General features: G+C 70.0%; 14 protein-coding genes. 9 read left to right on the top strand and 5 right to left on the bottom strand.

Annotation, left to right across the window (positions count from 1 at the left end; all coding sequences use genetic code 11):
- Window position 1: 1 nt before the first annotated feature.
- A complete protein-coding gene (locus tag FND50_RS07695) occupies window positions 2-1,018 on the bottom strand; it encodes a BMP family protein (protein WP_144285334.1) in 1,017 nt (338 codons plus the stop codon).
- A 176-nt stretch (window positions 1,019-1,194) separates the two neighbouring features.
- Between FND50_RS07695 and FND50_RS07690 the strand changes: the two genes are divergently transcribed.
- The 3 genes from FND50_RS07690 to FND50_RS07680 all read left to right on the top strand — a co-directional run bounded on the left by FND50_RS07690 (window position 1,195) and on the right by FND50_RS07680 (window position 3,759).
- Window positions 1,195-1,941: a GntR family transcriptional regulator gene (locus FND50_RS07690; protein ID WP_144288999.1), complete on the top strand. Its 747-nt coding sequence runs from the start codon at window positions 1,195-1,197 to the stop codon at window positions 1,939-1,941.
- A 117-nt stretch (window positions 1,942-2,058) separates the two neighbouring features.
- The gene (gene sepH, locus FND50_RS07685) at window positions 2,059-2,916 is read left to right on the top strand and encodes a septation protein SepH (RefSeq protein ID WP_061043507.1); all 858 of its coding nucleotides are present in this window, start codon (window positions 2,059-2,061) and stop codon (window positions 2,914-2,916) included.
- 72 nt (window positions 2,917-2,988) lie between these two features.
- Window positions 2,989-3,759: a DUF6928 family protein gene (locus FND50_RS07680; protein WP_144285333.1), complete on the top strand. Its 771-nt coding sequence runs from the start codon at window positions 2,989-2,991 to the stop codon at window positions 3,757-3,759.
- 15 nt (window positions 3,760-3,774) lie between these two features.
- On the opposite strand, the gene FND50_RS07675 is transcribed toward FND50_RS07680, so the two are convergent.
- Together FND50_RS07675 and FND50_RS07670 are read right to left on the bottom strand one after the other, a co-directional pair.
- Window positions 3,775-4,065, bottom strand: a complete 291-nt coding sequence (locus FND50_RS07675; RefSeq protein WP_144288998.1) for a DUF2537 domain-containing protein — start codon at window positions 4,063-4,065, stop codon at window positions 3,775-3,777.
- Window positions 4,066-4,067: 2 nt separating this feature from the next.
- A complete protein-coding gene (locus tag FND50_RS07670) occupies window positions 4,068-4,874 on the bottom strand; it encodes an RNA methyltransferase (protein WP_144285332.1) in 807 nt (268 codons plus the stop codon).
- A gap of 70 nt (window positions 4,875-4,944) precedes the next feature.
- On the opposite strand from FND50_RS07670, the gene FND50_RS07665 reads away from it, so the two are divergent.
- From FND50_RS07665 to FND50_RS07640, 6 genes are all read left to right on the top strand, one after another.
- Window positions 4,945-5,784 carry an SDR family oxidoreductase gene (locus tag FND50_RS07665; RefSeq protein ID WP_144285331.1) on the top strand — a complete coding sequence of 280 codons (840 nt, stop codon included), beginning with the start codon at window positions 4,945-4,947 and terminating at the stop codon, window positions 5,782-5,784.
- A 61-nt stretch (window positions 5,785-5,845) separates the two neighbouring features.
- Window positions 5,846-6,739 (top strand): MoxR family ATPase, encoded by an 894-nt coding sequence (locus FND50_RS07660; RefSeq protein WP_144285330.1) that lies wholly within the window; start codon window positions 5,846-5,848, stop codon window positions 6,737-6,739.
- Between the two features lie 5 nt (window positions 6,740-6,744).
- On the top strand, window positions 6,745-7,860 hold the full coding sequence (locus FND50_RS07655) for a VWA domain-containing protein (protein ID WP_186301251.1): 1,116 nt from the start codon (window positions 6,745-6,747) through the stop codon (window positions 7,858-7,860).
- Window positions 7,861-7,956: 96 nt separating this feature from the next.
- Window positions 7,957-8,487: a (2Fe-2S)-binding protein gene (locus tag FND50_RS07650; protein ID WP_144285328.1), complete on the top strand. Its 531-nt coding sequence runs from the start codon at window positions 7,957-7,959 to the stop codon at window positions 8,485-8,487.
- The gene (locus FND50_RS07645; protein WP_144285327.1) at window positions 8,484-10,859 is read left to right on the top strand and encodes a xanthine dehydrogenase family protein molybdopterin-binding subunit; all 2,376 of its coding nucleotides are present in this window, start codon (window positions 8,484-8,486) and stop codon (window positions 10,857-10,859) included. Before FND50_RS07650 ends, FND50_RS07645 begins: the two co-directional genes overlap by 4 nt.
- Entirely contained in the window at window positions 10,856-11,710 is an 855-nt protein-coding gene (locus tag FND50_RS07640; protein WP_005244134.1) for a xanthine dehydrogenase family protein subunit M, read from the top strand. The genes FND50_RS07645 and FND50_RS07640 overlap by 4 nt, the downstream gene beginning before the upstream one ends.
- A gap of 16 nt (window positions 11,711-11,726) precedes the next feature.
- Here FND50_RS07640 and FND50_RS07635 read toward each other — a convergent pair whose 3' ends face one another.
- Both FND50_RS07635 and FND50_RS07630 read right to left on the bottom strand, forming a co-directional pair.
- Window positions 11,727-13,058 carry an MFS transporter gene (locus tag FND50_RS07635; RefSeq protein ID WP_144288997.1) on the bottom strand — a complete coding sequence of 444 codons (1,332 nt, stop codon included), beginning with the start codon at window positions 13,056-13,058 and terminating at the stop codon, window positions 11,727-11,729.
- Between the two features lie 220 nt (window positions 13,059-13,278).
- The gene (locus FND50_RS07630) at window positions 13,279-13,710 is read right to left on the bottom strand and encodes a MarR family winged helix-turn-helix transcriptional regulator (protein ID WP_005244136.1); all 432 of its coding nucleotides are present in this window, start codon (window positions 13,708-13,710) and stop codon (window positions 13,279-13,281) included.
- Window positions 13,711-13,735: the final 25 nt, after the last annotated feature.

The raw sequence follows: 13,735 nt of genomic DNA, 5'->3' as shown, positions 1-13,735 counted from the left end.
GTCAGCCTGCTCGGTAGGGCTCGACGGCGCCGGTGGCCAGGGCGGTCTTCGCCTTGTCGAGTGCGTCGGCGACGGCGGGGTCGGCGCCGCAGAGCAGGAAGTCGGTGCCGCCGTTCGGTGACGTGAGGCCGAAGGCCACGTTCTCGGCCTTCCACGTCCCGTCCAGGGTGGACCGGACGGCGTACTCCACTTCCTTACCGATGTCGGTGTGCACGTACCCGATGTAGGCGGGGTTCGAGCAGTCGCCGGGAATCGGGCCGCCCACCATCAGGGCGCCCGACTGTGTGGCGGCCTGTTCCAGACCGGACTTGCCGAGGTTCACGATCTGCCCCACCGCGCCCGCGCCGGCGCCGTAGTTGGCGAGCGCGGCCTGCTTCGCCTTGGCCGGGTCGTTGAAGTCGCCCAGGTACTGCGGGGTGAGCACCTGGGTGCCGGGCCGCGCGAACTCGGCGCCGTTGCCGAAGGCCTTCGCGGCGTTCACGATGGCGGGCAGTTCGACACCGCCGACGAACGACACGGACGGGGTCTCGGACGCCGTCGCCGCGACCGCTCCACTGAGGAACTCGGCCTCCGCCTGCTGCGGGTCGTAATAGGCGACATTCGGCAGCGGGGACGCGTCGGCGGGTCCGCCGATCTCGACGAACTTCACGTCGGGGAACTGGGGTGCGACCTTGCGGACGTCGGCGTCCGTCTGGCCGCCGAGCGAGACGACGAGGTCGTTCGCGGTCGCGAACCGTACCAGGGCCTGCTGGTAGTCGGCGGCGGCGACCTGCTCGACGTAACTCAGCTCCACCCGGTCACCGAGGGTTTCCTCGAGACGCTGGTAGCCGAGATACCCCGATTCCATGAATCCGGTGTCGGAGACGGAGCCGGGGAAGAACACCCCGACGCGGAGGGTGTCGCCGGAGCCGGTGCCTGCGTCCGACGACCCGCAGGCCGTCAGGGTCGCCGCGAGAGTCGCGGCCGCGCACAGCGCGGGGACGAGGATTCGGGCTCGGGCGGAGAGGGTCGTGTTCACGCGCTGGACTCCTTGACTCAGGAACCGCCACAGTTAGCGGTATACCGTTATTTGAATCTTGGGGGCGCGGCATTTCCGCCGTGTTACGCAGACGTAAGGACCCGCATCCACCCGAGGGCGGCGCGGGAGTGCGTTCTACGGTGGCTGACGTGGCCACCACGACGACAGGAGACCGGGTGAACGGTGCAACCGACGCGTCGGCGCCGAAGTCGCTGCGCGAGACCGCGTACGAAGAACTGCGTAGGCGCATCGTCAACCTGCAGCTCGCGCCGGGCCAGCGCCTGATCGAACGCGACCTCGCCGCGGAACTGCAGGTGTCCCGGATCCCGCTGCGCGAGGCCCTGCAACAGCTCCAGACCGACGGACTCGTCGTGATCGTCCCGCGACGCGGAGCGATCGTCGCCCCGTTCGGCGTCGACGAGGTCCGTGACCTCTTCGACGTCCGCGAAAGCCTCGAGGTGCTCGCGGCCCGGCTCGCCGCCCAGCGAGCGGACGACTCCCACCTCACGGCACTGCGCGACCAACTCACCGCGGCACGTACGGCCACCGTCCGCGACGACAAGCCCGCGATCGCCGCCGCGAACGCCGCATTCCACGCCGTCATCGTGGAGATGTCCGGCAGTCCCCTGCTGCAGTCGATGCTGCAACCCCTCGCGACGCGCGTGCAGTGGTTGTTCCACCTCACCAAGGAACGCGATCCCGGACAGCAGTGTGACGAGCACGCCGAGTTGTACGACGCGATCGCGGCGGGCGACGCCGACCGCGCCGCGGACATCGCGTACCGGCACGTCGCCTCGGGCCGCGAACCCAGCCTCGAGCTGGCCGAACACTGGTCTGTGCCGGCGATCGACCCGGTCGAGGCCACCCGCACGAGGCAGCGCACACCCCGAAGGAAGGACCGATCACGAAACGACGAAGCCTAGCGCGCACGCCACGCCGGGACGGGATTTACCCGCGCGTGTCCTGCCGCGCGGGCTGTCACGAATGAATTACAGTTGCCCAGGTGCAAAGTCGCGAGCCGGCGCGATAAGGAGGTCAACGTGCGAGAGCTTCGAGTGATCGGTCTCGAGCCAGATGGATCGCACGTCGTGTGCGCAGATGCCAGTACCGGCGAAAAATTCCGGCTTCCCGCCGATGACAAACTCCGCGCCGCATCCCGCGGGGACATCGCTCGACTCGGCCAGATTGAGATCGAAATGGACAGTCAGCTCAGGCCCCGCGAAATCCAGGCCCGCATCCGTGCCGGCGCCTCCGTCGAACAGGTGGCCGACGAGGCCGGTATCCCCCTGGCGAAGGTGGAGCGGTTCGCCTATCCGGTCCTGCTCGAACGTTCCCGTGCGGCCGAGATGGCGCAGGGCGGACACCCGGTCCGCGACAACGGCCCCGCCGTTCCCACTCTCGCCGAGATCGTCACGCAGGCGTTCCGCGCTCGGGGACACAACATCGACGACGCCACGTGGGACGCGTGGCGCGACGAGGACAATCACTGGGTCGCCCAGCTGCAGTGGCAGGCCGGTCGGACCACCAACGCGGCGCACTGGCGGTACCAGCCGGACGCGCACGGTGGCACCATCGTCGCGCTCGACGACACCGCGTTCGACCTGATCGATCCCGACTTCGGCCGTCCGCTCCGCGGATTGGCGCCGGTGGCGTCCGACGAGCCGGAGCAGCTCGAACTCGCCGAGTTCCCCACCGAGGTGGAGGTGCCGACGATCGAGCCCGAGGTGATCATCGAGGCCGACGTCACCGAGGAGCCCTCGGACGAGCCCGCCCCGTCCGAGGAACCCGCCGCACCCAAGATCGCCCCGCACCAGACGAACAACAAGGACAAGCGTGGCAAACCCGCCCTCCCGTCCTGGGACGACGTCCTGCTCGGTGTCCGCAGCAGCGGACGCTGACCGTCTGCGCGGTGAGCAGGCCGGAAACACGGTCGGGGTCGTACTCTTTCAGGAAGACACCGAAAGAGAGGGATGACCGTGGGGGCCAAGGTATCAACGATCTGGTACGTCGACGTCCCCGACCCTGCGGCTGTGCTGCGCGGCCGCCCGGATCCTGATCCGGGCGCGGCGCAGCAGCTCGCCTCCCGCCTCTATCCCGATCTGGTGGCCACCCCCACCGGTCCGGTTCCGCTGGTGGAGGCCGCGCGGCTCGATGCCGCCGGGACCGTGCACATCGGTTCCTACCCCGGTGTCACCGTCGTGTGCGGGCCCGACCTGGCCGTCCCCCGACCGTCGACTCTGCCCGAAACACGCATCCGGCCCACAGAATTCGCGAAGACGTACTACGTGGCGTCCAAGCCCGACATCGCGTGGGGCTCGTTCGCGATGTGGGAGGACGGGCACCTGACGCGGTCGTTCAGCGCGACACCGGTCCACATCCACGAGGACCTCGGCATCCCCCTGGTGTGGGAGAGGCCGTTCTGGGCGGGCGACTTTCCGCTGAAACACCCGGCGGGCGTCCTGCCCGACCCGCAGTCGCTGCCGTTCCACCCGCAGCAGTTCGCCGAGGGCGCCAACCGGGAATGGCTGGGCTTCCGGTACACGGGCGCCCCCGAGGGCACCGAGATCGACCCGAAGACGCTCACCGTGCTCGGTTTCACCGTGCACCCGCCCGGCCAGAGTCCCGAGGTCGAGCCTGCCGCCGAGGCGAAACAACCCGCTCCCGCCCCCGGCCCGGTGCCGGCACCCGCTCCGCCGCCGGCTCGCAAGGGCGGACTCCTCCGCCGATACTTCGGTTTCTGACGACTCCGGCCGGAGTCAGGCGGCGCCGACGAGCAGCGCCGTCCAACCGGCGACAACCCCGGCCGCGGCCCCGTACACCAGCCACCGCCAGACCGGCGCCCGGCGTAGTCGCCACACCGAAGGTGCGACCCCGGCCACCACGACGAGTTCGAGGAACACCGCCAGGGCGGGGTTGATCCGCGCGAGCTGCGAGCCGAAGGCCATGACCGCGACCGCCACCACGACCGCGGCGAAGCCCGCCACGAGGAGACCGGTGCACCACGGTGTTCCCGTCGGCGGCGGACACGGGGAATGAGGGTGCAGCATTGTCACCGGCCCGTGCGGACGCGCTCGTAGAACGCCATCGCCGCCGCCGTCGCGACATTGAGCGAGTCCGTGCCGGGGGCCATCGGAATGCGGGCACGAATGTCCGTGGCCCGCATGGCGTGTTCGGTGAGGCCGGGACCTTCCGCTCCGAGCAGCAACGCCACCTTCTCCCCCGTCATCGCCTCGGCCAACGTTACCGCCTCGGGGTTCGGGGTCAACGAGATCAGCTGGAAACCCCGCTCCCGCAACGCGTCCAGGTCGTGCGGCCACTTCGTCACGTGCGCGAACGGAACCCGGAGAACGTGCCCCATCGACACCCGGACCGACCGGCGGTACAGCGGGTCGGCGCAGCCCTTGCCGAACACCACGGCGTCGACGCCGAGCCCTGCCGCGTTACGGAACATCGAGCCCAGGTTCTCGTGATCGTTGACGCCCTCGAGCACCGCGACCGTCCGGGCGTGCTCGAGCACGTCCGGCAGTTCGAGCGGCGCGGGGCGGCGCGCCGCCGCGAGCACACCCCGGTTGAGGTGGAACCCGACGACCTCAGCCATGACATCCGTCGTCGTCCGATAGAACGGCACGTCCACGCCCGCGAGGTCGTCCGTGAGTTCCTCCAGCCGCCGATCGACGCCGAGCAGCGCGATCGGGTCGAACCGGGACGTGAGCAGGCGCTGCGCCACCAGCACGCCTTCCGCGATCACCAGACCCTTGCCCTCGGGGAGGTCGGGACGGCGGTCCGAGGAGTTGAGATCGCGGAAGTCGTCCAGCCTGGTGTCGGCCGGATCTGTTATGTCGATGACGTGAACCACCGGTCCATCGTGCCGTATGCGGGGCGTCACAGCGTTGACTCCCCTCCACCGAGCGCGAAAGCTCGGAGGAATGAAGCAACTGCAGGGACGCACGGCTCTGGTGACCGGCGCCTCCGGCGGTCTCGGCCGCGTCGTCGCCCGGGCCCTCGCGAGGGAGGGCGTCGCCGTCGCGGTATCCGGCCGCCGTGCGGACCGACTCGCGGACATCGTCGGAGATCTGCGTGCGCTGGGTGTGCGTGCCGAGGCCGTGCCCGCGAACCTGGACCGGCTCGGTCAGCTCGATTCGCTGATCGACCGCGCCGAGGCGGCGGTCGGCCCCGTCGACCTGCTGGTGAACAACGCCGGCGTGGAGAACGTCTCGGCCTTCACCCGACTCGACCCCGGCGAGCTCACCGCCATGGTCGACGTGAATCTCACCGCGCCACTACTTCTCACGCGCCGAGTGGTGCCCGGGATGCTGGGCCGCGGTCGCGGTCACGTGGTGTTCATCTCGTCGCTGGCCGCGAAGATCGGTCCGGCGTACTGCGCGCCGTACGCCGCGACGAAGGCCGGATTGATCGGTCTCACCCAGTCGCTGCGCGCGGAGTACGCAGGCTCGCCCGTCGGTTTCTCCGTCGTGTGCCCCGGCTTCATCGCCGGCGACGGCATGTACCAGCGGATGACGGAACGCGGAATCAGGGCCGGCCGGATCACGGGCGAGACCAGCACCGACAAGGTCGCCGCCGCCGTGATCCGGGCGATTCGGCGTGACCGGCCCGAGATCGTCGAGAGCGGAGCGCCGATCCGCCCGCTGCTCGCCCTGTCACAGATCGCGCCGGGACTGGTCGAACGGGCGGCCGCGAGGTTCGGCGCCACCGCGATGTTCCGGCGGTTGAGCGAGGACCGCGGCAGGGTGGAGCCGGACGGTTGACCGCCGACGGGGTTGTCCGAGTCGCGTATCCGGGGGCCGGCACTCACCTAGGCTCGCGGGCGTGAGTGATTCCACGCCGACGATCGGTTCGCCAGAGGAACTGGCGCGGGCGCTCGACGCCACCGGCTACCTCGCCGACGACGGCGTCGCGATGGCCGCGTTCCTCGCCATCCGTATGGGGCGTCCGCTCTTTTGCGAGGGCGAACCCGGCACCGGCAAGACGTCGCTCGCGGCCGCGTTGTCGGAGGCGTTCGGTCTGCCGCTGATCCGCCTGCAATGCCATGAGGGCATCGACGCCGCGCAGGCGCTCTACGACTGGGACTTCCCGCGGCAGTTGCTGCACCTGCGGACGCTGGAGGCGGCGAGCGACGGCACGCTCGAGGCCGACACGGTCGAACGCTCGCTGTACACCGAGCGGTTCCTGCTGGCGCGCCCCTTGCTGCGGGCCCTCACCGAAGCGCCGTGCGTGCTGCTCGTCGACGAGATCGACCGCGCCGACGACGAGTTCGAGGCATTCCTGCTGCAGGTGCTCGACGAGAATGCCGTCACCATCCCCGAACTGGGCGAGGTGCGGGCGGCGACACCACCGCTGGTGGTGCTCACCTCCAACCGCACCCGCGAGGTGCACGACGCCCTCAAACGCCGCTGCCTCTACCACTGGCTCGAACACCCCGATCTGGCGCGGGAGGTCGCGATCCTGCGCCGCCGCATCCCCGGCATCGGGGCCGAACTCGCCGGCCAGGTCGCCCGGGCCGTCCACTCCCTGCGCGAGATGGAACTGCTCAAGCCGCCGGGGGTGGCCGAGTCGCTGGACTGGGCGCGCGCACTGCGGGAACTCGATCGGGACGTGCTGGACGCGGAGACCGCCGCCGCGACGCTCGGCGCGGTCCTCAAGTACCGCGAGGACCTCGAACGGGTGGCCCGGGTTGGACTGGACCGGCTCCTGGCGGGGTGAGAGGCGTGTCCACGACCCCGGACAGCGGCGACCCGCTGGTGGGCATCGCCGGGTTCGCGCACGCCCTCGCGGCGGCGGGACTGTCGGTCGCGTCGGACGCCGTCGCCGCGTTCACGCGAGCCCTCCGCCAGGTGGATGTGGGCGATCCGAGCCAGGTGTACTGGGCGGGTCGCGCGACGCTGTGCCGCGGTCCCGACGACATCCCGCGGTACGACTCGGCGTTCTCGGCCTGGTTCGGCGGTACCGTCCCGGCTCGCACGCCGCGGTCCGGGGAGCAGCCTCGCCTCGCCAATACCGCGGCTCTGACCACGACGGAGGGCGGCGACACCGGTGGCGACGCGCCGCATCTGCGGGTCGCCGCGGACGACACCGAGGTGTTGCGCCACCGCGACATCGCCGACCTCACCGCCGCCGAGCGCGCGCACCTCGCCGAGCTGATCGCCGCCCTGCGCCCGCGGCCCCCGACCCGCCCGGCCATCCGGATGCGCCCGGCCCGCCGGGGCACCGTGGACCCGCGGCGCACCGTGCGGGGCATGCTCGCGGCGGGCGGCGAACCTGTGCGGCCGAGCCACCACCGCAAGGCAACCCGGCCACGCCGGATGGTGCTGCTGATCGACGTGTCCGGATCGATGAGCCCGTACGCCGATGCGCTGCTGCGCTTCGCGCACGTCGTCGCCCGCGGCAACCCCGCAGGAACCGAGGTGTTCTCGCTGGGCACTCGGCTGACGCGGCTCTCGCGGGCGCTGCGGGTCCGCGACCCGGAAGTGGCGCTCGCCGCCGCGGGCCGGGCCGTGCCCGACTGGGCGGGCGGCACCCGTCTCGGCGAGACGCTGCGCGCGTTCCTGGACCGCTGGGGCAGGCGGGGCGTGGCGCGCGGCGCCGTCGTGGTGATCTTCTCCGACGGCTGGGAGCGCGGTGACCCGACCCTGCTCGCGGAGCAGATGGCTCAGCTGCGCCGGCTCGCCCGCACCGTGCTGTGGGTGAATCCGCACGCAGGCGCGGACGGGTACGAGCCGGTGCAGTCCGGGATCGCGGCGGCGCTGCCGTACGTCGATCGTCTGCTCGCCGGCCACAGTCTCGCGACATTGCAGGAACTGCTCGAGGTCGCGCGCCGAACGTGACCGATCCGGAACCGGTTCCACGATTTCGGGTGTTGGTCGCGCTCCGTCGGCGCAGAGTAGGACGTATCACCTGAGGCTCCCGGCTTTGGAGGCGCGATGCGCATCACTGTCACCGTCGACGGAACTACATACACGGACGAGGTGGAACCGCGACTACTCCTCGTCCACTATCTACGGGATCGGCTCGGCAAAGTCGGCACCGTCATCGGCTGCGACACCGGAAACTGCGGGGCGTGCACCGTTCATCTGAACGGTCACAGCGTCAAGTCCTGCTCGGTGCTCACCGTGCAGGCCGACGGCGGCGACGTCCTCACCGTCGAAGGCCTGTCCCCGAACGGGACGTTGCACCCCGTGCAGCAGGCGTTCCGCGACAATCATGCCCTGCAGTGCGGCTACTGCACCCCCGGCATGATCATGCAGACCCTCGACCTGCTCGCCGAGGAACCCGACCCGGACGAGCGGACGGTGCGGCTGGGGTTGGAAGGCAACCTGTGCCGCTGCACCGGGTATCAGAACATCGTCAGCGCGGTGCAGGATGCGGCGCAGCGGTTGCGCGGCGGCGGCACCCCCGACGCACCGACGGCGGATGCACCGAAGACCGACACCGCGCAGGGAGTTGTGCGATGACCGCCACCGCGGAACCGGAGATCGGGAAGGCCCGCACACGCAAGGAAGACGAACATCTGGTCACGGGCCGCACCCGCTGGACCGACAACCTCGTCCTGCCGGGCATGCAGCACCTGGCGATCCTGCGCAGCCCGTTCGCGCACGCCCGCATCACCGGTGTCGACGCCTCCGCCGCCCGCGAAATGCCCGGGGTCGTCGCGGTCCTCACCGGCGCCGATCTCGCCGACGAGCAGGGCAGCCTGCCGTGTGCCTGGCCGATCACACCGGACATGAAGTCGCCGCCCGCCCCGTCCCTCGCGGTCCACGGCGTCAACTTCGCCGGCGAGGCCGTCGCGGTCGTGGTGGCGCGCAGCGCGTACGAGGCGCACGACGCACTCGAGGTGATCGACGTCGAGTACGACGAACTGTCGGTCGTGCTCGATCTCGCGGGCGCGGCCGCCGACGGCGCCGACCTCGTGCACCCGGATCTCGGGACGAACGTCAGCGCCACCTGGACCTTCGACTCCGCGGAGGCCGGCACGGGCGGCGACGTCGAGCAGGCCATCCGCGACGCGGAGGTACTCGTCGAGCGCACGTTCCGGCAGCAGCGGCTGATCCCGGCGTTCATGGAACCCCGCTCGGTGGTGGTCGACCCGACCGGCGCCCAGATCACCATGTGGTCGGCCACGCAGATCCCCCACATCCTGCGGCTGATGCTGTCCATGACGCTCGACATACCGGAGCACAAACTGCGCGTGGTCGCCCCGGACGTCGGCGGCGGTTTCGGCGGCAAGCTTCAGGTGACGCCGGAGGAAGTCATCGCGCTGCTCGTCGCGCGGCGACTCGGCAAGCCCGTCAAATACACCGAGTCGCGTAGCGAATCGATGGTCGCGGCGCATCACGGGCGCGACCAGATCCAGAAACTGACACTGGCCGCCCGCCGCGACGGCACCGTCACCGGAATGAAGGTGGAACTGCTCGCCGACATGGGCGCGTACCTGCGCCTGGTCACCTCGGGGGTGCCGATCCTGGGCGCGTTCATGTTCAACGGCATCTACAAGTTCCCGGCGTATCACTTCACGTGCACCAACGTCTTCACCAACAAGGTGCCCACCGACGCGTACCGCGGGGCGGGCCGCCCGGAGGCGACGTTCGCGATCGAGCGGATGATGGACGAACTCGCGACCGAGTTGTCGATGGATCCGCTGGAATTGCGGGCGAAGAACTGGATCACCCACGAGGAGTTCCCGTTCGACACCGTCGCGGGCCTGACGTACGACTCCGGCAACTACGAGGCCGCGACCGCGCACGCGCGGGAGTTGTTCGACTACGACGGGCTCCGGCGCGAACAGGCTGAGCGCCGCGAGCGGAAGGATCCGGTGCAACTCGGCATCGGGGTGTCCACGTTCACCGAAATGTGCGGGCTGGCACCGTCGCGGACCCTCGGCGCGCTGGCCTACGGGGCCGGTGGGTGGGAGCACGCGGCGATCCGGATGCTGCCCACCGGCAAGGTCGAGGTGGTCACCGGTTCGTCGGCGCACGGCCAGGGTCACGAGACCGCGTGGAGCCAGGTGGTCGCGGATCAGCTGGGGGTTCCGTTCGAGGACGTCGAGGTGCTGCACGGCGACACCCAGACCTCGCCGCGTGGCATGGACACGTACGGTTCCCGGTCTTTGGCGGTCGGCGCGATCGCCGTCGTGAAGGCCGCCGAGAAGGTGATCGCGAAGGCCAGGCCCATCGCGGCGCACCTGATGGAGTGCGCCGAGGACGATCTCGAGTTCACCGAGGGCCGGTTCCGGGTGAAGGGCACCGAGAAAGCTGTCGGCATCGCCGATGTCGCGCTCGCCGTGTTCGCCGCGCACGACCTGCCCGAGGGTGTGGAACCGAATCTGGATTCCGAGGCCGCGTACGACCCGGAGAACTTCTCGTTCCCGCACGGCACGCACCTGTGCGCGGTGGAGGTGGACACCGAGACCGGGAAGGTCGGCATCCGCTCCTACGTGTGCGTCGACGACATCGGGCACGTGGTCAACCCGCTGATCGTGGAGGGTCAGGTGCACGGCGGACTCGCCCAGGGCATCGCGCAGGCTCTGTACGAGGAGGCGGTGTACGACGAGTCCGGCACCCTCCTGTCGGGTTCGTTCGCCGAATATCACGTGCCGTCGGCGGCGGATCTGCCGACGTTCACCACGGGCCGCACCGAGACACCCGCCACCGGTAATCCGCTCGGCGTCAAGGGGGTCGGTGAAGCGGGGACGATCGCGTCCACCCCGGCCGTCGTCAATGCCGTCCTCGACGCCGTCCGCCAGTTCGGGGTGCGCGACGTCGAGATGCCGTGTACGCCGATGCGGGTCTGGAACGCCATCCACACCGCTCAGGGAGGTGCCCGATGATTCCGTCAAGCTTCGACTACGTGTCCCCGACCTCCGTCGAACAGGCGGTGGCCGCGCTCGCCGAGGCCGGGGAGGACGCCAAGATCCTCGCGGGCGGCCAGAGCCTGCTTCCGGTGCTGCGGCTGCGGTTGTCTTCGCCGAGCACCCTCGTCGACCTGGGCCGGATCGGTGAGTTGCGCGGCGTCCGCGACGACGGAGACAGCCTCGTGATCGGTGCGATGACCACGTACTACGACCTGATCCGCGACCCGCTCGTTCACGAGCACGCACTGCTGCTCGTCGAGGCCACCCGCACCGTCGCCGATCCGCAGATCCGGCATCGCGGCACGCTGGGTGGCGCTCTGGCGCATGCCGATCCGGCGGGCGACCTCTGCGCCCCCGCACTGGCACTCGACGCCACCCTGACCGCCGTGGGTACCGCGGGCAGGCGGAGCATCCCGGTCGCGGACTTCTTCGAGGGCTACTACACCACCACGCTGCGACCGGACGAGATCCTCGTGGACGTGCGGGTTCCCAAGCACACCGGTTGGGAGGCGCGGTACGAGAAGTTCAACACGGTCGCGGAGGCCTGGTCGATCGTGGCGGTGGCCGCGACGATCCAGGTCGACGGCGGCACGATCCGGCAGGCCCGGGTGGCGCTGACCAACATGGGGGCCGTGCCGGTGCGGGCTCGCGGTGTCGAGGACGCGCTCGTCGGCAATGCCGCCGATCCGGAACTGATCCGGGCGGCGGCCGAACACGCCGCCGAGGGCACCGACCCGATCACCGACGGCAACGCCGACGCCGAGTACCGCAGCCACCTCGCGAGAGTGCTGACCCGGAGGGCGGTGGCGACGGCGGTCGGCGTCTGAACGGTTGCGGCAGCCGTCAGGACCGCGGGTCGCGGCTCGCTTCCACGGCCTGCTCGGTGGCGTCGCAGACCACCACGGGGTGTGGCTCGAGAACGTTGTGCAGTTCGAACACCGGAAGGTAGCGGCCCGCATCCGGTCTGCGTACTTTCAGTCGCACTCGTTGGTGCCGCATCAGGTAGAGCGCTGCGCCGATGCCGCTCACCAGGGAGATGGCACCTCCGATCACGAGCGGGGCGCGGGGGTCGAGGACGTCGGCCAGCCAGCCCAGAACCGGACTGCCCAGCGGGGTGCCGCCGAGGAAACACAGCATGTAGATGCCCATCACCCGGCCGCGCATCTCGGACGGCACGGACATCTGCAGGATGTTCATCGCCGCCGTCGTGAACGTCAGCGTCAGCGCGCCGGTCGGGACGAGCATGATCGCGACCAGCACGTAGGTGGGCATGAGTCCCACCAGGATCTCGAACGCCCCGAATGCGGCCGCGGCGCCGAGGAACGTGCGCAGCCGCGGCGGGGTCTTGCGTTTCGCGGCGATCGTGGCGCCGGCCAGCGTGCCCACGGCGAGGGTGGTCGACAGCAGTCCGTAGGCGTCCGCGCCGCGCTCGAACGTGTTGCGGGCGAGCACGGCGAGACTGATCGGGAAGTTCAGCCCGAACGTCGACACCATGAACACCGCCACCATCAGCACCCGCAGGTCGGTGCGACTCCACACGTAACGGAAACCCTCGCGGACCTGCCCTTTTCCGCGTTCCGCCTGGGGTGCCGTGAACAGTTCGCGGGCGTTCATCATCAACAGGGCGATCAGCACACCGGTGAACGTGCCCACGTTGAGCAGGAACACCCACCCCGTGCCGATGAGGGTGATCAGCACACCGGAGATCGCCGGGCCGATGATGCGAGCGGTGTTGAACGTCATCGAGTTCAGGGCGATGGCATTGGGCAGCGACTCCTTGCCGACCATCTCGATGGTGAACGACTGCCGCGCCGGCGCGTCGATCGCCGACGCGCAACCCAGCAGAAACGCGATGAGGTAGACGTGCCACAGGGCCACCAGCCCGCCGACGTCCAGCAACCCGAGCACCAGTGCGCACAACGCCATCGACAACTGCGTCGCGATCAGGATGCGCCGCTTGTCGTACCGGTCGGCGAGCACGCCACCCCAGACGGACAGGAACAGGGTCGGACCGAACTGCAGTGCCATCACGATGCCGACCGCGAGTGCATTGCCGTTCGACAACGTCAGGACGAGCCAGTCCTGCGCCACCCGCTGCATCCAGGTTCCGACGAGGGAGACGATCTGCCCCGACGCCCACAGCCGGTAGTTCCGGGTGCGGAGAGCGACGAACATGCCGGTCTTCGGCTGGGCTGAGGCAGTGGACTCGGATTCGGGCGGCACACATCCATCTTGCTCCCGGGCCCCGCGCGCCATCGACCGGCCCTGGGGGACATCGGCGGCCGGATCACTCCGGATGCCGGCAACGTTCTCCGGCAAGGGGTTTCCCCGCGCCGCAGGGGTTCGGGCAGGCGAATGCCGTTGCAGGGGTGGGGACTGCAGGCGGCCGTTCGGACTACTCCGAGTCGGCGACGATGGACGTGATGATGCCGACGGCGTCGCGGAGGGTCTTCAGCTGAGCCTCGTCGAGCCCGGACAGCCGCTCGTTCATCCATGCCTCGCGGGCGTGGGTCTCGTCGGCGATCAGCGCGTGACCGGCATCCGACAGCGTGACGATGATCTGCCGTCCGTCGGTGGGATGCGGTGCCCGCTCGACCAGCCCCAGTTCGACCAGCGACGCGATGACCCGGGTCATCGACGGCGGCTGCACCTTCTCACGAGCCGCGAGATTGCCCGGCGTCATGGCGCCGTCGCGGGCAAGGGTGGCCAGAGCCGACAGCTGGGTCAGCGATACCTGGGCGTCCACGCGGCGCCCACGCAGGTGACGCGTGAGGCGCACGACAGCCAGGGAGAGGTCGCTGGCGAGTGCTCGCGTATCCGTGGTCACGGGAATGACAATACGGGACCGATCG

It is taken from the genome of Rhodococcus sp. WB9 (assembly GCF_007558985.1).
GTDB lineage: Bacteria > Actinomycetota > Actinomycetes > Mycobacteriales > Mycobacteriaceae > Rhodococcus_F > Rhodococcus_F opacus.
This window is presented reverse-complemented; position numbering and strand designations above follow the sequence as displayed.